Source organism: Nitratireductor rhodophyticola (assembly GCF_019891355.1).
In the GTDB taxonomy this organism is placed as follows: Bacteria; Pseudomonadota; Alphaproteobacteria; order Rhizobiales; family Rhizobiaceae; genus Nitratireductor; species Nitratireductor rhodophyticola.
This window is the reverse complement of the sequence record NZ_JAHSSF010000004.1, coordinates 533,581-551,404: the sequence shown is the minus strand read 5'-3', so window position 1 is coordinate 551,404 and position 17,824 is coordinate 533,581. Positions and strand designations below refer to the sequence as shown.

The 17,824-nt window shown below is 61.8% G+C and carries 18 protein-coding genes; 1 reads left to right on the top strand and 17 read right to left on the bottom strand.

The features are described from left to right. Positions 1–8 precede the first annotated feature (8 nt). The 6 genes from KUG85_RS18065 to KUG85_RS18040 are packed head-to-tail and all read right to left on the bottom strand — an operon-like array spanning position 9 to position 7,175. Positions 9–1,004 carry an ABC transporter permease gene (locus KUG85_RS18065; RefSeq protein ID WP_223006310.1) on the bottom strand — a complete coding sequence of 332 codons (996 nt, stop codon included), beginning with the start codon at positions 1,002–1,004 and terminating at the stop codon, positions 9–11. Between the two features lies 1 nt (position 1,005). Continuing rightward, a complete protein-coding gene (locus KUG85_RS18060) occupies positions 1,006–2,532 on the bottom strand; it encodes a sugar ABC transporter ATP-binding protein (RefSeq protein ID WP_065815914.1) in 1,527 nt (508 codons plus the stop codon). Beyond that, positions 2,532–3,668: a Gfo/Idh/MocA family protein gene (locus tag KUG85_RS18055; RefSeq protein ID WP_255606472.1), complete on the bottom strand. Its 1,137-nt coding sequence runs from the start codon at positions 3,666–3,668 to the stop codon at positions 2,532–2,534. The genes KUG85_RS18060 and KUG85_RS18055 overlap by 1 nt, the downstream gene beginning before the upstream one ends. Next, on the bottom strand, positions 3,668–4,723 hold the full coding sequence (locus KUG85_RS18050; RefSeq protein WP_223006309.1) for a sugar phosphate isomerase/epimerase family protein: 1,056 nt from the start codon (positions 4,721–4,723) through the stop codon (positions 3,668–3,670). Before KUG85_RS18050 ends, KUG85_RS18055 begins: the two co-directional genes overlap by 1 nt. Positions 4,724–4,746: 23 nt before the next feature. Next, positions 4,747–6,042 (bottom strand): xylose isomerase, encoded by a 1,296-nt coding sequence (gene xylA / locus KUG85_RS18045; protein ID WP_065815911.1) that lies wholly within the window; start codon positions 6,040–6,042, stop codon positions 4,747–4,749. 20 nt (positions 6,043–6,062) lie between these two features. Beyond that, positions 6,063–7,175, bottom strand: coding sequence for a LacI family DNA-binding transcriptional regulator (locus KUG85_RS18040; RefSeq protein ID WP_223006308.1), 1,113 nt, complete (start codon positions 7,173–7,175; stop codon positions 6,063–6,065). Positions 7,176–7,682: 507 nt separating this feature from the next. On the opposite strand from KUG85_RS18040, the gene KUG85_RS18035 reads away from it, so the two are divergent. Continuing rightward, positions 7,683–7,985: a hypothetical protein gene (locus KUG85_RS18035; protein WP_223006307.1), complete on the top strand. Its 303-nt coding sequence runs from the start codon at positions 7,683–7,685 to the stop codon at positions 7,983–7,985. 65 nt (positions 7,986–8,050) lie between these two features. Here the strand turns inward: KUG85_RS18035 and msrA are convergent, their stop codons facing one another. The 11 genes from msrA to KUG85_RS17980 form a co-directional block, all read right to left on the bottom strand. Then, entirely contained in the window at positions 8,051–8,557 is a 507-nt protein-coding gene (msrA, locus tag KUG85_RS18030) for a peptide-methionine (S)-S-oxide reductase MsrA (RefSeq protein WP_223006306.1), read from the bottom strand. Further along, positions 8,554–9,000 (bottom strand): peptide-methionine (R)-S-oxide reductase MsrB, encoded by a 447-nt coding sequence (gene msrB / locus KUG85_RS18025; protein ID WP_065815908.1) that lies wholly within the window; start codon positions 8,998–9,000, stop codon positions 8,554–8,556. The genes msrA and msrB overlap by 4 nt, the downstream gene beginning before the upstream one ends. Positions 9,001–9,179: 179 nt before the next feature. Next, the gene (locus KUG85_RS18020) at positions 9,180–10,202 is read right to left on the bottom strand and encodes a histone deacetylase family protein (RefSeq protein WP_223006305.1); all 1,023 of its coding nucleotides are present in this window, start codon (positions 10,200–10,202) and stop codon (positions 9,180–9,182) included. Between the two features lie 2 nt (positions 10,203–10,204). Then, on the bottom strand, positions 10,205–10,723 hold the full coding sequence (locus KUG85_RS18015) for a GNAT family N-acetyltransferase (protein ID WP_223006304.1): 519 nt from the start codon (positions 10,721–10,723) through the stop codon (positions 10,205–10,207). A 70-nt stretch (positions 10,724–10,793) separates the two neighbouring features. Continuing rightward, positions 10,794–11,762 carry a BKACE family enzyme gene (locus tag KUG85_RS18010; RefSeq protein ID WP_223006303.1) on the bottom strand — a complete coding sequence of 323 codons (969 nt, stop codon included), beginning with the start codon at positions 11,760–11,762 and terminating at the stop codon, positions 10,794–10,796. 8 nt (positions 11,763–11,770) lie between these two features. Beyond that, entirely contained in the window at positions 11,771–13,135 is a 1,365-nt protein-coding gene (locus KUG85_RS18005; RefSeq protein WP_223006302.1) for an aminotransferase family protein, read from the bottom strand. A gap of 12 nt (positions 13,136–13,147) precedes the next feature. Further along, positions 13,148–14,785 carry a N,N-dimethylformamidase beta subunit family domain-containing protein gene (locus KUG85_RS18000; protein WP_065816016.1) on the bottom strand — a complete coding sequence of 546 codons (1,638 nt, stop codon included), beginning with the start codon at positions 14,783–14,785 and terminating at the stop codon, positions 13,148–13,150. A gap of 4 nt (positions 14,786–14,789) precedes the next feature. Continuing rightward, a complete protein-coding gene (locus KUG85_RS17995) occupies positions 14,790–15,554 on the bottom strand; it encodes an amino acid ABC transporter ATP-binding protein (RefSeq protein ID WP_272491837.1) in 765 nt (254 codons plus the stop codon). Further along, a complete protein-coding gene (locus KUG85_RS17990) occupies positions 15,551–16,210 on the bottom strand; it encodes an amino acid ABC transporter permease (RefSeq protein ID WP_065815904.1) in 660 nt (219 codons plus the stop codon). Before KUG85_RS17990 ends, KUG85_RS17995 begins: the two co-directional genes overlap by 4 nt. Positions 16,211–16,221: 11 nt before the next feature. Then, on the bottom strand, positions 16,222–16,869 hold the full coding sequence (locus tag KUG85_RS17985; RefSeq protein WP_223006301.1) for an amino acid ABC transporter permease: 648 nt from the start codon (positions 16,867–16,869) through the stop codon (positions 16,222–16,224). A 71-nt stretch (positions 16,870–16,940) separates the two neighbouring features. Beyond that, complete coding sequence (locus KUG85_RS17980; RefSeq protein WP_255606480.1) at positions 16,941–17,711, bottom strand: ABC transporter substrate-binding protein; 771 nt, start codon at positions 17,709–17,711, stop codon at positions 16,941–16,943. Positions 17,712–17,824: the final 113 nt, after the last annotated feature.

The window sequence follows — 17,824 nt, the reverse complement described above, 5'->3', positions numbered from 1 at the left end:
TAAAACGGCTATTGCGCCGCTTTGCGTTCACGCTGAAGGATCACAGCGAGAATGATGATGACGCCCTGGATCGCGCCGTTCAGATATGGCGAGACAAAGTCGGTGAGGTTCAAAATATTGTCGATCAGGCTGAGTATCAGGACACCGATCACGGTGCCCCAGACCCGGCCAAACCCGCCTTTGAGCACCGTGCCCCCGATGATCACGGCGGCAATCGCTTCCAGCTCCCATAGCACTCCTGTCGAGGCCGATGCCGAACCGAGACGCGGGACGTACATGATCGTTGCCACCCCCACGAGCATCCCCAGAGCTGCATAGGTCAACAATCGCGTCCGGTTCACGTTCACGTTGGAGTAGTGGGCCACATGCTCGTTGGACCCGGTCGCGGCGCAATGGCGGCCAAAGGCCGTGCGCGACATGATGATCTCACCGATAATCACCACGAGGGCAAAGACGATTATCGGCCAGCTGACCCCCAGAATTCCGTCGAAATAGACGGGCCTGTAGAATGTTCGCAGGTCGAAATCGAGCGACAGCGTTCCTCCATCGGCAAGCCATGTGACGAGGCTGCGATAGATGCCCATCGATCCCAGGGTTACGATAAAGGCCTCGATCCCCAGGGTGGTGATCAAAAAGCCGTTGAGCAGTCCTGCCAGCGTTCCTGCAAGGAGTGCGACGATCATTCCCAGCAAAATGATCGGGATTCCGACACCCATGGAGGGCAGCACAGCGTTCATGACGAGAATCATGAGCCCAGCGATAAAGGCCGCCATTGATCCCACCGAAAGATCAAGCCCGCCTGCCGTGATCACAAAGGTCATCCCGACAGCGATGATCCCGATAAAGGCCGAGCGGGCAAGCACGTTGGTGATGTTCGCTCCGCTCAGAAAGTTGGGATTCATCAACGCCCCGATCACGATCAGCACGATCAGTGCCAATAGCGGGCCGAGCACCGCCATGGAGGGAAACCTGCGCGTGGGCGCTGGAAGAGTCACATCAGTCATTTCAGGCGGCTCCTGCCCGGTCGACGCCGGTGGTTTGTGTCGCGCTCAGTCCCATGGACAGCCGTACGATTGCATCTTCGGTGATCTCGTTCCCGCTGAGCTCGCCCGCAAGCCGACCCGAGCGCATGACGATGATGCGGTCCGCCAGCCCCATCAGCTCCGGCATTTCCGAAGATATGAGGATGACGGCAAAGCCCCTGGTCGCCAGCTCGCGCAGGAAGATATAGATTTGCTGTTTGGTTCCGATATCGATGCCGCGCGTGGGTTCATCGACAATCAGGATGCGCGGCTCGGACAGCATGACCTTGGCCAGCAGCAGTTTTTGCTGGTTGCCGCCTGAGAGATTCCCAACCTTGACGTCGCGGCTACCCGCCCGAATGTCGAATTCGCGGATCGCGTTGTCCAATGCGGCGTTTTCTGCGCGTCGGTCGATGAAGTGCCCGCCAAATCTGTAGAGAGTCTGGAGGGTCAGGTTCTCACGCATGCCCCATCCCAGAAGCAGGCCGCGCAGTTTGCGGTCCTCGGTCAGGTAACAAAGCCCTCGCCGTTGCGCATCGCTGGGCCTTCCGATCGTCACGACCTCGCCAAAGAGCACGATCTGATCTGCCGTGGCCGGTCGTAGCCCGGCAAGACCCTCCATCAATTCCGTCCGTCCGGCCCCGATCAGTCCACCAAGGCCAAGGATTTCCCCCGCCTTCAGGTCGAAGCCAACATCTTCGGCGAAACCTGGCACGGTGAGACCGCGTACGGACAACACCGTCTCGCTCGCTGGGCCGCAGCCCTTTGCCGGGTATAGGTCGGATACATCGCGGCCGACCATGGCTGTGGCCATGCCGTCTTCATCGATCTCCGAGGTCGGGCCTGCATGGACGACATGCCCGTCGCGCATGATCGTCACGACGTCGGAAATCGCGGCCACCTCATCCAGCTTGTGTGAGGTAAACAGGATTGCCGTCCCGTGTTCCCTGAGGGCCCGCACCTGTTCCAGAAGGATGTCAGTCTCGCGGTTGGTCAGCACCGCGGTCGGTTCATCCATAATTAGCACCCGCGCATCCCGCGACAGGGCCTTGGCGATCTCCACCATCTGTTTTTCGGAGTTGGACAGGGACGACACCAGAGCACCAGGTGCAACCCTGCACTTCACACGCTCCAGGTAGCTGCGTGTGAGACTGCGCATCTTTTTCTTGTCCAGAAGCGGGCCACGCTTCAGTTCGCGCCCCAGAAAGATGTTCTGCTCGACAGTCAGTTGCTCAGCAAGGTTGAACTCCTGATGGATCATCACGATCCCTGCGGTCTCGGCCTCATACTGACTGTCAAACCGGGTTTCCTCCCCGTCCAGAAGCAACCGCCCGGTACTGGCCGGTTGGTAGCCGGCCAGTATTTTCATCGTGGTGGACTTCCCGGCCCCGTTCTCACCGATCAGGGCATGCACTTCACCGGCCCGCAATACGAGGTCGATGTCGTGCAGCACCTTGATCGGGCCGAAGCTCTTGCCAACGGCCTCGAGAGAAAGAACCGGGGCAGACATTACAGATTCACCCATATTGCATCAGCGGAGGAAGAACTGACGCAGGCGTTGATAAAGGACATGCCGCTCATACCCTCTACAATTCCGGGAAGCACGCCCATGGCCTGTGCGCGATCGGCGCCGTTCTGCACGGCACGGATCGCATCGGCGGCTTCGTTGTAAATCGTCGCGAAGCCTTCGAGATAGCCTTCGGGATGGCCGGATGGAATCCGGCTCACTGCGCTGGCGGCGTCGTTGGCCCCTGATCCGCCGCGCGTGATCAGGCGTTTGGGCTCGCCGTGAGGCGTGAACCACAGGTAGTTCGGGTCCTCCTGCCTCCATTCCAGCCCGCCCTTGTCTCCATAGACACGGAGCTTGAGCGCGTTCTCATTGCCCGGAGCCACCTGGCTGCTCCAGAGCATGCCGCGCGCGCCGCCCACGAAACGCAGCATCACGTGTGCGTTGTCGTCGAGCGTGCGCCCTGTGCCGAAAGCCTGCAGATCCGCGGCGAGTTTTTCGACCGTCAGGCCGGTGACGAAGCAGGCCAGGTTGTGGGCATGCGTGCCGATGTCTCCCACGCAGCCGCCCGCGCCGGAGCGTTTTGGATCGGTGCGCCACTCGGCTTGTTTGAGCCCTTCAGTCTCCATTGGGCTCGTGAGCCAGTCCTGCGGATACTCTGCCTGTACGATGCGGATTTCCCCCAGATCGCCGGCCTGGATCATGGCACGTGCCTGCCGGATCATTGGGTAGCCGGTGTAGTTGTGGGTCAGCACGAAAAGCGCATCACTTTCCGCCACTGCCTTTTCCAATGCCTCCGCATCGTCCATGGTGGAGGTCAGCGGCTTGTCGCAGATCACATGGATGCCTCTGGCAAGAAACGCCTTCGCGGCGGCGGCATGCACGTGGTTCGGTGTCACGATGCTGACAGCCTCGATCCCGTCCTCCCGCGCGGCCTCGGCTTCGGCCATTTCGGCAAAGCTGGCATAGCTGCGGGGGATGCCGAGTGCCTTGGCTGACGCAGCTGATTTCTCGGGTGTGGACGACAGAGCGCCCGCCACGAGCTCATATCGGTCGTCGATGCGTGCTGCGATGCGGTGTACTCCCCCTATGAAGGCGTCGTTACCGCCACCGACCATACCCAGTCGAATGCGTGCCATCAGTCGATCCCCAACATTCTACGGTTTGCCTGTTCATTAGCGCCGCCATCGGCGAAGTCGTCGAAGGCGCGTTCCGTCACACGGATGATGTGATCCCTGACGAACTGCGCCCCCTCGCGCGCTCCATCCTCCGGGTGCTTCAGCGCACATTCCCATTCGACCACGGCCCATCCATCGAAGTCGTTGGCGCTCAACCTGGAGAACACTGCCTTGAAATCGACCTGCCCGTCGCCGAGTGAACGGAAACGTCCGGCCCGGTTCACCCAGGACTGGTACCCTGAATAGACACCCTGCCGCCCGGTGGGATTGAACTCGGCATCCTTCACATGGAACATGCGGATGCGGTCCTTGTAGATGTCGATATTGTCCAGATAATCGAGACACTGCAGCACGTAGTGTGACGGGTCATAGAGCATGCGGGCGCGGTCGTGGTTGCGCGTGCGCTCAAGGAACATCTCATAGGTTACGCCGTCATGGAGATCCTCGCCGGGATGGATTTCGTAGCAGACATCCACGCCGCACTCGTCAGCATGATCGAGGATGGGCAGCCAGCGTTTCGCCAGTTCGTCGAAAGCCGTTTCCACCAATCCGGCGGGCCGCTGCGGCCAGGGGTATACGTAGGGCCATGCCAGCGCGCCCGAAAACGTCGCATGTGCCCCGATCCCCATATTCCTCGACGCTGTCAGTGCTTTCTTCACCTGGTCGACGGCCCAGGCCTGCCGCGCGGTCGGGTTGCCCCGCACCTCGGGTGCCGCAAAACCGTCGAAGACTGTATCGTAGGCTGGATGAACGGCCACCAGTTGTCCCTGCAGATGCGTCGAAAGCTCTGTAACCTCGACGCCGTTTTCCGTGGCCTTGCCCTTGAATGTGTCGCAGTAATCCTTGCTCTCCGCCGCCTTGGCGAGGTCGATCAGCCTCCCGTCCCAGGAGGGAACCTGCACGCCTTTGTAGCCACAGTCGGCAGCCCATTTGGTGATGCTGTCCCACGAATTGAAAGGCGCCTCATCGCCCGCAAACTGCGCCAGAAACAGCGCGGGTCCCTTGATGGTTTTCATGGTCTCTCCTCCCTCGGCCGCCCTTAAACGAAGCGGTTCACTATGTTTTCGAGAATTTCCTGGCGGCCCGAACGCGGCAGGGGATTGACGCCTCCGCCAGTCACCCTGGCTGCGATGCTCTCAAGGTCGCTGTTGAGGAGCGCCTGCCCCTCGGGTCTGTCCCATCCGGCGTAGCGCTCCGCACGCATCGCCTCCAGTCTGCCATCCTCCAGCATTGCTGCAGCCGCCTTGAGGCCGCGCGCGCAGACGTCCATCGCGCCGACATGGGCGGCGATCAGATCCAATGGGTCGAGGGACTGGCGGCGCAATTTCGCATCGAAATTCGTTCCACCGGTGGTGAAGCCCCCGGCCTTCAATATCTCGTAATAGGCTAGCGCGACCTCAGGCACATTGTTCGGGAACTGGTCGGTGTCCCAGCCGGACTGATAGTCGTTCCGGTTCATGTCGATCGATCCGAAAATCCCCAGCGACGCTGCCAGGGCCAGTTCGTGTTCAAAGGAGTGCCCGGCGAGGATCGCATGGCCCTGCTCGATGTTCATCTGAACCTCTTCCTCGAGCCCGAATTCCTTCAGGAACCCGTAGACCGTTGCCACATCGAAATCATACTGATGCTTTGTTGGTTCCTGCGGCTTGGGCTCCACCAGGATAGCGCCTTTGAAGCCGATCCGGTGTTTGTATTCGACCGCCATCTGCAGGAAACGCCCCGCCTGTTGGCGCTCGCGCTTCAGGTCGGTGTTGAGCAGGGTCTCATAGCCTTCACGCCCGCCCCAGAGCACATAGTTTTCCCCGCCCATCCTGTGGGTCGCATCCATGCAGCTTTTCACCGTCGCCGCCGACCAGGCAAAAACGTCTGGGTCAGGATTGGTGGCGGCACCCGCCATAAAACGGCGATGTGAAAACAGATTTGCCGTCCCCCAGAGCAGCCTGGTTCTGCTGTTCTCCATTTTGCCAATCAGATAATCGACGATCTCTTCGAGATTGCGCTGGCTTTCGGCGAAACTGCTCCCTTCGGGGCGGATATCTGCATCGTGCCAGCAAAAGAACGGAACCCCGATGATATCAAACATCTCAAAGGCGACGTCGGCCTTTAGTCTGGCGAGCTCCATGGTGTCGCCGAACCATGGCCGGTCAAAGGTCTGCCCTCCGAACGGGTCTCCACCGGGCCAGGCGAAGGAATGCCAGTAGGCCGCGGCAAACCGCAGATGGTCCTCCATCCGCTTGCCCATGACCATCTCGTCGGGATCGTAGTGGCGGAAAGCGAGGTCATCGGCTTCCGGGTCGTAACGCACCGGCGCGAGATCATGAAAAAAAGCGGTCATCAGTTGGCATCTCTCATGGGTCAGGATTGTTGATCTGGCAGGTTGTCGCGCACGTAAATTGCTGGGATCAGCTCCGGCGCGGGGGGAGGCGGGAGGTCATCCACAATGGCCTGTAACAGGGCGAGGGCGCGGTTCATCTCTATCTCTGGCCGCTGGTCAATCGCGACGTGGATCACGCCCTCTTCCAGTGCCTCGCGAATTTTCCCCGACACTTCATGAACCACGCAAAACAACTGCGCTCTCAGGTCGAGCATCCGAACCACTTCAATCAGGCCATCGTTTCCGGCACCTGCGTTGTAAATTGCGGAGGCACCGTCTTCCTTGGCGATGCGCGCCCGCAGGGCCTCTCGCATCAGTCGGTCCTGATCCTTCGTCTCGATCAGGTCCGACACGGTGATCCGTGGAAAGTCTGTCCGCAGCACTTCCTTGAAACCGCGTATGCGGTCGCTATGGTCGCGCACGGCAAGTGATCCTGCAGTCAAAATGACATGCCCGGCCCGGTCGCCATGGGTCATGCCGATCAGGCGGGCTGCTGTCCGGCCGGCTTTCACATTGTCGATGCCGATATAGTGGTCCCGGCAGCTCTCTGGCGCATCCGAAACCAGTGACACAACCTTTGTGCCCCTGGCGCGCAGGGTCGCCAGTGATGCGAGTGCTTCATTCTGTCCCTGACCGACAAAAGCGATGCCGTCGTATTCCTGACCAAGCAATCCAGACAGGGCCGCATCGAGTGCGCCGGCATCAAAGGCTTCAAACTCTACGACATCCAGTTGAACCTGCGCTGCCTTCATGTGGTGATCAGCCCTGCGAAGCTGTTCATGCATGCGCCCGAAAAATGGATGTGACTGCCGTGGCAACACGATGGCCAGACGATGCCGGCGGTTGCGGGAGAGGTTGGCAGCGGCCACATTGCGAACATAGCCAAGCTGCGCCACCGCTTCCTCGACCTTGCGGACGGATTTCTCCGCAACATTGCCGCGCCGGTTGAGCACGCGGTCAGCTGTCGCATAACTCACGCCTGCAAGCTGAGCGACGTCGTGAAGCGTCGGACTCTTCATTCTTCCTCCCCATGTACGGCAATCTTCGCGCTGCCGTCTCTTTACGCTACACAAGAAATGATATGCGTCAATCATTTTTTGATTGCTTGATTTTGATCGTAATTTATCCTAAATTACAATATGTTATGAAAACAAAGAAAAAGCTCTTGAGTATTTATGATTGCCGCCGTTCATTGGAATCCAAGGCATTGACATGGTGTGTTGCCCGCCATGGTGTGTTGCCCGCCATGGTGTGTTGCCCGCCATGGTGTGTTGCCCGCCATGGTGTGTTGCCCGCCATGGTGTGTTGCCCGCCATAGTGGGTTAGATCCTGACTCTCAGGTGGCTTGTCCCATTGTGTGATGGAATAGGTTTAGTTGATCCGGCTGGAGGGATCAGCGATGGGACCCCAGGCCGTTCAATCCACCGTGCTGAGTGCCTGGGAGGAAACTGCGGTCGCTGCGTCGGTGGCTGCAGCGGCGTGGCGCCAGCCGGATTGCCGGACGCGGCGCGTGATAAACTCAAGATGACTGTCAAGCACCACCCGATAGATGCTTTCACATCGACACTACCGAGGTCGGAACTGAGGAGGGAGAGTTCCGCATGCTGGTGGCTATCGATCAAACCACCAGCTTCGCGTTGACCCGGTTGCATCAGATCGCCAAGGTCAAGGTCGCGACCAACGTCCTACCGGCCCTGGTACATGTCGTCCGCTGTCGCATTCACACCGCACTCCCCGACAACGCATTGAGTTCGGCGATGCCATGCGGCATGTCCCCCCTGAGAGGCCATGTGCAAGGTGTGGTCTGTCGAACCAGAGCGTTCCAACGCGACCCAGAGCATCTTGTAGCGGCACTGAACCCTTGGCGCACTGCCAGCAATAAAGGTGACAATCGCTGCACATAAAAAAACTCCCCCGGCAAACACCGGAGGAGAGAGTGATTTGGCCTTGAGGGCGGGCTCTCGTAAAGCTATTCGGCCGCGTCGCGTCTGGGCAGAACCCAGCCTGGCCGCGGGAAGTGGCATGTATAGCCGTTGGGATAGCGCTCCAGATAGTCCTGATGCTCGGGCTCGGCTTCCCAGAAGTCACCGACCGGCTCAAGCTCCGTAACCACCTGGCCCGGCCAGAGGCCCGATGCATTGACATCGGCGATGGTCTCTTCCGCCACGCGCTTCTGCTCGTCGTTCTCATAGTAGATCGCCGAGCGGTACGACATGCCGACATCATTGCCCTGGCGGTTCACCGTTGTCGGGTCGTGAATCTGGAAGAAGAACTCCAGCAGGCGGCGATAGCTTGTCTTCTCGGGATCGAAAATGATCTCGATCCCTTCCGCGTGGGTTCCGTGGTTGCGATATGTGGCGTTCGGCACGTCGCCTCCGGTATAACCGACACGTGTGCTCACGATGCCGGGCAGCCTGCGGATGAGATCCTGCATGCCCCAGAAGCAGCCACCGGCCAATACAGCGCGCTCCGTCATTTTACATCCTCCACCTGGTCCAGATAGTCACCGTAGCCTTCGGCCTCCATCGCATCACGATGAACAAAGCGCAGCGCCGCTGAATTGATGCAGTAGCGCAGGCCGCCGCGGTCTCTCGGTCCGTCTTCAAAGACGTGCCCGAGATGGCTGTCGCCATGCGTGGAACGCACTTCCGTGCGGATCATACCATGGGATGTATCCCGCAGTTCGTTCACATTGGCGGGCACGATGGGCTTTGTGAAGCTCGGCCAGCCGCAGCCGGACTCATATTTGTCGCTGCTTGCAAAGAGGGGTTCACCGGAAACGATGTCGACATAGATTCCCGGTTCCTTGTTGTTCAGGTATTCGCCCGTTCCGGGGCGTTCCGTGCCGCTCTTCTGCGTCACGTGATACTGCTCCGGGGTGAGGCGGGCCAAGGCTTCGTCGGTCTTCTTGTAGTTCATTGGCAGCTCCGGCTTCCTGATCGTTCGTTCTGTGTTCATATCGGGCAATGGAAGGGAAACTCCACGCCCGCGGAGCCTGATGTAGGTATCGCTCCTGCGTGATCCCAATCATATTAGCGTGAACCGAAACGGAAGTCCGCCATGCTGCCTATGCGAAGGGTAGCTCGATGCTTTTTTCGCTATTGCGACGCGAAGCCAGTGAGGAATGCAGTCAGATTGTCTGATAGCGCATCGCAGAGATAGCCGCCTTCCTGGACGATCACGCTCGGCAGGCCGAGGCTGGAGATCGCCTCCGCTATGCGGGCGAAGCCCGGCGTGCTGACGGACAGTCCGCCGAAGGGGTCGCCCTCGAATGCATCAAGGCCGAGCGCCACGACCAGCGCGTCCGGCGCAAAGGCGCGGATGCGGCGGAAGGCGGGCTGAAGCGCTTCCAGAAAGGCTTCATCGCCCGATTTGCGGGGCAGCGGCAGGTTGAGATTGTAGCCAAGGCCCGGTCCTTCGCCGCGCTCGTCGGCGTGTCCCCAGAAGAAGGGGTAGAAGCGCACCGGGTCGGCATGGATGGAGACGGTGAGCACGTCGGGCCGGGCATAGAAAATGCCCTGCGTGCCATTGCCATGGTGCAGGTCGACATCAAGGATGGCGACGCGGGCGGCCTGTTTCCGAAGATGCTGCGCGGCGATTGCCGAATTGTTGAAGAAGCAGAAGCCGCCGGCGGCATCGGCAAAAGCGTGGTGGCCGGGCGGGCGCGAGAGCGCATACGCTGCGGGCGCGCCGCTCATCACGGTCTCGGCGGCTTCCACAGCACTCCACGCGCTCCAGCAGGCGCTGTCCCAGGTCTCGGCCGAGATGGGGCAGGCGGTGTCGGCCATGTGGTAGCCGGCCTGTCCCACGGCGGAGGCCGGGTAGCGGCCATTGCGGCCAAGCGGGTGGATGTTCGGGATCACCTCTTCGGATGCGCCCTCAATGCGCTGCCAGCGCGTGTAGATGTGCTCCAGAAAGTCCAGATATTCCGGCGTGTGGATGGCGGCGATGGGACCGCGCCCATGCTCGCGGGGACGCTCGATGGCGCAGCCGGCGGCCTTCGCGCCCAGAAGAAGACGCTCAGTCCGCTCGGGCTGCTCCGGGTTCGGCTGCGGCGCGCCGCTTGAGAGGAAGGCTTTCGGATTGTGCTGTTTCTGCTCTACGGCGTAGAAGGCTTTCATCATCACTCCTGTCTTGCCTGTCGGCTGGCCAGCGCTTCAAAGGTTGCCCCATAGGCGGCATGCGCGTGCTCGTTTTCATTCCAGCCGATGCCCAGCCGGGCATAGAATGCCTTTGCGTTGTGGTTGTCTGCGTATACCGAAAGCCGCAGATAGACCCCGCCGCGTTCGCGAGACCAGGTTGCCGTGGCGGCCAGCAGGGCCTCGCCCACGCCGCGCCCGCGCGCTTCTGGCGAGACATAGAGATCCTGCACGTAGACGCCGGGTCTGCCGAGCCAGGTGGAGAACACGGGGAAGAAGAGGCTGAGGCCTGCGAATACCCCGTCGGTCTCTGCGATCAGGCAGGAGAAGGCGGCGTCCGGCCCGAAGCCGAAGCGGCGGAAATCTTCCATCTGCGCGACCGCGTGGTCCTGTTCGCCGACATAAACGGCGAGGTCCATGATGGCCTGATGGATCGTCTCTGCGTCATCCTCCGTTGCGAGGCGGATCGAGACGCTGGTGGAGGGGGTGGTGTGATTCGGCATGGGGTACTCCTTGGAGCGTTTCTGCGCAGTTCCGGACGGAAAACCGGTTCCCACTTTTCCTGGAATTGCTCTAGAATGCGACCCGGTCGCCTCCCTTGAGGCCCAGCAGGTCGCGCGCCTCGGCAGGAGAGGCGATCTCCAGTGAAAGGGCCTCCAGAACGGTTCGGATGCGTTTTACCTGATCCGCATTGGAACGCGCCAGTTCGCCGCGTCCATTGTACAGGCTGTCCTCCAGCCCGACACGCACATTGCCGCCCATGGCCGCCGACATGGTGATCATCGGCATCTGGTGCCGGCCAGCCGCCAGAACCGAGAAGCTGTAATCGTCGCCGAAAAGCTTGTCGGCAATGCGCTTCATGTGCGTGAGGTTTTCCGGGTCCGGGCCGATGCCGCCCAGAACGCCGAAAACGAACTGGATGAAGAGGTGCCCGGAGACCAGCCCGCGATCGCGGAAATAGGCCAGCGAATAGAGGTGGCCGACATCGTAGCACTCGAACTCGAACCGCGTACCGCAGCCCTGTCCGAGCCGGGTCAGGATGTTCTCCATGTCGGCGAAGGTGTTCTGGAAGATGGAGCTGCGCGTCGCCTCCAGAAGCTGCGGCTCCCATTCGTGCTGCCAGTCGGTCTTCTTTTCCAGCGCCGGAAAGAGGCCGAAATTCATCGAGCCCATGTTGAGCGAGCACATTTCGGGCTCGGCGCGCAGGGCTGCGGCGATGCGGTCTTCCAGCTTCATCAGCGAGGAGCCGCCGGTGGAGATGTTCACCACCGCATCGGTCGACTGCTTGATGCGCGGGAGAAACTGCATGAACAGCGCCGGGTCGGCGGAGGGGCGGCCATCCTCGGGGTCGCGGGCATGCAGATGCAGGATCGACGCACCGGCCTCTGCCGCCGCGATGGCCTCGGAGGCGATCTGGTCGGGCGTGATCGGCAGATGGGGCGACATGGAGGGCGTGTGCACGGAGCCGGTGACCGCGCAGGTCACGACGACCTTGCGGCCCGGCTTTTTCTTCATGCCATCGGTCTTTGTGTCTTTGGTCATGGTGCAGCTCAGCGGTTGAAGGGGAGATCGAGTTCGGCGGCCAGCGCTTCGAGCGTGTCGCCCAGAATGGCCGTGATGGAGCCGATCTCCTCGTTTGTGACGATCATGGGCGGGCAGACGAGGAAGTGATCGCCCTCGACCCCGCCGCGCGTGCGCCTGGAATAGATGATGAGCCCACGCTCATAGGCCATGTCGACCATGCGCTGATGCGCGTTGAGCTCCTTGGGCAGGGGCTTCATCGTCTCGCGGTCGGAGACGAATTCGGCAGCGAGCAGAAGCCCTTTGCCGCGCACATCGCCAATGAAGGGGAAGCGCTCGGAAAGGCGTTCAAGCTCGCCCTTCAGCACCTCGCCCATCCGGGCCGCATTGTCGATCAGGCCGAGACGGTCGATCTCGTTGAGCACTGCGACACCGGCCGCGCAGGCGAGCGGATTGCCGGCATAGGTGAAACCGTGCTGGAAACCGCCGGCATCCAGAACGGGCTTCACGAGGCGGGAAGGGGCGGCCATCGCGCCTAGCGGACAATAGCCGGAGGCAAAGCCCTTGGACAGCGCGATCAGGTCCGGCTTGCAGTTCCAGTGGTCGCCGCCGAGGAATTTACCCGTGCGCCCCACGCCGCTCATCACTTCGTCATGGATGAGGAGAATGCCGTAGCGGTCGCAGATCTCGCGGATGCGCGGGAAATAGCTGTCGGGCGCAACCAGCGCACCGGTGGAAGCACCGCCGATGGGCTCCATGATGAAGGCGAGCACGCTTTCCGGGCCTTCGGCCAGAATCTTCTCTTCCAGCATGTCGGCATATTTGATGCCGCGCTGCTCCATCGTGAGATTGTCGCGGTCGAGATAGGCGGTGGGGGCCGGGATTTTCGGCATCTCGCGCATCATCGGCGAGAACGGGTCGCTGAGCGCCGCATAGCCGGTCACGCCAAGCGCGCCCAGCGTTCCGCCATGATAGGAGGGGAAGCGCGAGATCACCTTCCAGCGTTCGCTCTGGCCCACGGCAAGCGCCCACTGGCGGGCGAGCTTGATGCAGGATTCCACCGCTTCGGAACCACCGGAAACGAAGAAGATGCGGTCCATGCCTTCCGGCAGGCGTTCCGCCGCCATGCGGGCCAGGTCTTCCGCCGGCTCATTCTCGAAATGCAGGCGATAGGCGAAGGTCACGCGGTCCATCTGGCGCTTCATCGCGTCGAGCACGTTGCGGTTGCCGTGGCCGATATTGACGACCATCGCGCCGCTCGACCCGTCGATCATGCGGCGGCCTTCCTGATCCCACAGATAGATGCCCTCGGCGCGGTCCACCAGCGGCCGGCGCAGGCGCGACTGGTAGAAGAGGTGAGACGGGGGGCGTTGTGTCGAAGATGTGTTCTGCATGGCGTGTCTCGCTCAGCGGGAGAGGTAACGGTCGAGGACATTCGATGTGACGCGCTCGACCATCGCGTCACCGCGTTTCAGCGCGGCCACCCATTCGCAGCTTCCGGCGTGGAACACCTCGCCACGGCCGCGCGGGAAATTGACGATCATGCCCGAGCCGCGCTTGATGCGGTTCACGGCCTCGTCGGACTGGTTGCCGACCAGCGTTTCGGCGACGAATTTTGCGTCGGCGTCGGAGAGAAACTGGTCGTCGGCGGGAATGTCGGCGCTCTCCTCCTTGAGGGAGGACATGCCGAGCGCCAGAATTTCGAGCCCTTCGGGCGCACCGGAATCCTCCGTCGGCTCCGGCAGACCGCCGCGGATCACATAGTCGAGCCCGTCCACTTCGTAGCCGAAGGCGTGACCATCCGCGCCCAGCAGGTCGCCGTAATAGATGCCGGTTCCGGCGAAGGCCCAGTGCTCGGGCCGGTAGACGGGGAACCCGCGCACGCCACGCGGCGCGCAGCCGCCCCAGCCCACATAAAGGCCGCGCAGGGCGTTGAGGCCGAATGTCCGTGCGGCTGGCCGTCCGGTCTCTTCCGCTTCCCAGCAGCCGGAGGTGCGGCGTTTGTCTTCCGACTGATAGACCGGGTCTTCTGCACGCGCGCGGTATTTGTAGCAGACCTGCTTCTTGCCATCGTCTTCAAGCCGCGTCTGCCACATGAAGTTGCCGGCGAAGCGGGCCGCCCTGCCGCCGTTCTCGACATAGGCATCGACAGCGTCGCGCATCTCCCATGTCCAGTATTCGTCATGGCCGACGAAGACCACGCAGTCATAGCCGTCGAGGATTTCCGGCGTGAAGTGCAGCTCGTGCTGGCTCGCCAGATCGACCGCGTAGCCGGCGCGTTCCGCCCAGCGGAAGAAGTGGCTGTCATAGCTCGCCCAGCCGGCGGAGGCGTATTTCTTGGAATAGCCATTGGCATAGGCCCATTCCATGTGCGGATAGCGCGGGGGTGCAGCCGGCGGGGTGTAGATCTCCAGCGGCACGCGTGGCGCGTTCTCCGGCAGAACTGCGAAGCCACGGCAGAACGGGCGCTCGGTGCTGACCATGGGCGCATACTGGTTGCGTCCGGGGCCGGTGATGCCCTGATAGTGGTTGGAGCCGCCCCAGGTGTTGTAGGCCGTCCAGGTGCCGGTGGCGGCGACCTGCAGGACGCGGCCGGGCTTGCGACCGGCAAGCGGGCGCACGATGAACACGTGGTGGCAGGTGACGGGGTTGCCGTCGCGGCCCTCTGCCGTCAGCGTGATGCGATAAGCGCCCGACGGCCAGTCCTCACTGATGCGGAACGCATGCGAGACCGACCAGCCGCAACCGATGACGGAGCACTGGTCGGGTGTGTCCTGCCAGGCGGCGGCAAGGCCGTCCTGCGACAGGACCGGGGTTTCGGTCGCGCCGTCGCGCACGATCTCCAGCCGGTATCGGGAAGCGGTCGCGCTGACATGCAGGTTGACCGTCGCGCCTGGCGGATAGGCATAGGCGTCGGTGTAGCACCAGATTTCGCCGCGTGCGCCGTCCATGCCGGGAATTTCGTAATAATGGCCCAGAACCGCCTCGCGGCGTTGCTCCGGCGTCAGCCCGAAATCGGGGAACTCGGTTTCGATGATATGCATGGTCTCAGGCGGCAAGATACTTCTTGAGGAAGGAGCGGGTGCGCTCTTGCTTGGGGGCGGTGAAGATCTCGCCGGGCGGGCCTTCCTCCACCACGACGCCGCCATCCATGAACAGGACGCGGTCGGCGACCTCGCCGGCAAAGCGCATTTCATGGGTGACGATCAGCATGGTCATGTGCTCGGCGGCGAGCTGCTTCATCACCATGTTCACCTCGTCGACCAGCTCGGGATCGAGCGCGGAGGTTGCCTCATCGAACAGCATCACTTTGGGCTGCATGGCCAGCGCGCGGGCGATGGCCACGCGCTGTTTCTGGCCGCCCGACAGGCGGGAGGGATAGGCGTCGATCTTGTCGGCGAGGCCGACCTTGGAGAGAAGCTCCAGCGTGAGTTCGCGCGCTGCGACCTTGCTCATCCCCTTGAGGATGATCGGCCCCATGGCGATGTTGTCGTGCACGGTGAGGTGCGGGAACAGGTTGAAGTGCTGGAACACCATGCCCATCTGCTGGCGCACCGCATTGATGTGCCGCTCGAAGGCGCGGCCGGTGAGCGGCTGGTTGACCTGAACGCCATCGAGCCAGACCTCGCCGCCATTGAGCGTTTCAAGGTGGTTGATGGAGCGCAGGAGCGTGCTCTTGCCGGAGCCGCTGGGGCCTATGATGGCGACGATCTGGCCGCGCTCGACGGAAAGGTCGATGCCTTTCAGAACCTCGAAGGAGCCATAGGCCTTGCGGGCGTCCTTGACCTCGACCATGGGGTTGCGGGTGCTCATCGAGAGACCTCCACTTTCTTTTCGACCTGCCGCAGGCCCGCTTCCAGAACGAGGTTCAGGATGTAGTAGAGCGCGGCGGCCGTGATATAGAATTCGAACGGACGGAAGGTTTCGCTGATGGCGAGCTGGGCGGCGTGGACCAGTTCGGCGATGCCGATGACCGAGACCAGCGAGGATTCCTTCAAGAGGGCGATCATGTTGTTGCCGATGGGCGGTGCGGTGTTGCGCACCGCCTGCGGGATGACGACATAGCGCAGCGTCTGCCAGCGGCCGAAGCCGATGCTGCGCGCGCCCTCGGACTGCCCCGGATCGACGGCGGTGATGCCGGCGCGCAGAATGTCCGCATTGTAGACCGCGAAGTGCAGGCCAAGGCCGATGATGCCGGCGCCAAGCGCGGGAATGTCGATGCCGATCTGCACGAGGCCGAAATAGATCAGGAAGAGCTGCAGAAGCAGCGGTGTGCCCATGAACAGCCACATGAAGAAGCGCACGGGATAGGCGATCACCGCCGGAGCGTAGAGCACGGCGACGGCAAACAGAATGCCGCTGAAGAAGCTCAGGATGGACGATGTGACGGTGAGAACGATGGTCCACCAGACACCCATCCACAGGAGGCCGAGATAGGGAGTGACGACGCTGAAATCCAAACCTTGCATGGGTCGCTCCCTCAGCTCAGCGCGTAGCGGCGGTCGAGCAGGTCGACGACACGCGCAACGGCATAAACGATGATCATGTAGAGAAGGGCGGCGACGCCGAAGATCTCGAACGGCTTGTAGGTGGAGCCGATGAAGCGCTGCGCGGTGTAGGTGAGTTCCACCACGGAGATGGTCGAGACCAGGGCGGAGCCCTTCACCAGCGCGACCGTGTTGACGCCGAGCGGGCGGATCATCAGGCGGGCGGCCTGCGGCAGCACCACTTTGCGCATGGTCTGCGCCCGGCCGAAGCCGATGGTGCGCGCGGCTTCCGTCTGGCCCTTGTCCACGGAGAGGATCGCGCCACGGATCGATTCAGCCATGTAGGCGCCGATGTTGAGGCCGAGACCGATGACGCCGGCGGCGAAGGCGTCGAGATGAATACCGATCTGCGGCCCGCCGAAATAGAGAATGAAGAGCTGGATCAGGCAGGGTGTGCCGCGAAAGACACTCACATAGACCGTGCCGATCATGCGAACGGTGCGAGAGCGGGACAGTTTGGCGGCGGCGCCAAGCGAACCGGCGGCAAGGCCCAGAACGAGCGCCAGCGCTGAAATCTGAACGGTGACCAGTGCGGCTTCCAGAAAGAACGGGAAGACGCGCACCATCAGGGAGAAATCCATACGGAAGCTCCGGAAAGGGGCAGGCGAGGCGACCGGCGCTGGAACGCGCCGGTCGGATGGTCACTGCGGGATCAGCGTATGTCGCTGCCGATCCATTCCATCGAGATCTTCTCGTAGGTGCCGTCTTCCATCATCGCGTCGAGCGTTTCCTGCATGGCGGCTTTCAGCTCGGGGCTGTTCTTGCGGATGGCGATGCCGATGGCCACTGCCCCACCTTCGATGTCCGGCGTGTCGAGCATGCGCAGCTTGTCGCCGGTTTCTTTGATGGCGACACGCACGGGGATGTTATCGACGACGATGGCGTCGAGGCGGCCGGACTTCAGCTCAAGCAGAAGCTCGGGCAGGCCCTTGTAGGTGCGGATGTCCCAGCCACCCTGTTCGCGTGCCCACTTCTCGTGGGTTTCTCCCAGCGTCACGCCGAGCGTCTTTCCTTTGAGATCATCGAGCGCCTGCACCTCGGAATCTTCCATCACGAACACGGCGCGGCCGGCGTGGTAGTACGGGCCGACAAAGTCCACGACCTTTTCGCGCTCCGGCGTGATCGTCATGGAGCCGACGATGGTGTCGTACTTGCTGGCCAGAAGACCGGCGATGATGCCGTCCCAGGCGGTGGTGACGATCTCACCCTCGACGCCCAGACGCTTTGCGATTTCCATGCCGATGGACGCATCGAAGCCAACCACCTGGTTCTGGTCGTTGACGAAGTTGAAGGGCGGATACTGGCCCGACATGGCGATCTTCATCTCGCCGGCTTCCTTGATCGCCTCCAGGTCGCCGGCGTTTGCTGGAAGCGCGCAGAAGCAGGCGGCGAAACCGAGCGAGGCTGCAAAAGACGCGACAATGGCTTGGACATGAGAATGGGTCCTCCGTTCCTCTGGACGAATGCTGTTCTGTTTTTTGGCGTGTTGTTCCGATTCATGATTGCTTTTGCCGAAACATTACGCAAATAGATAAT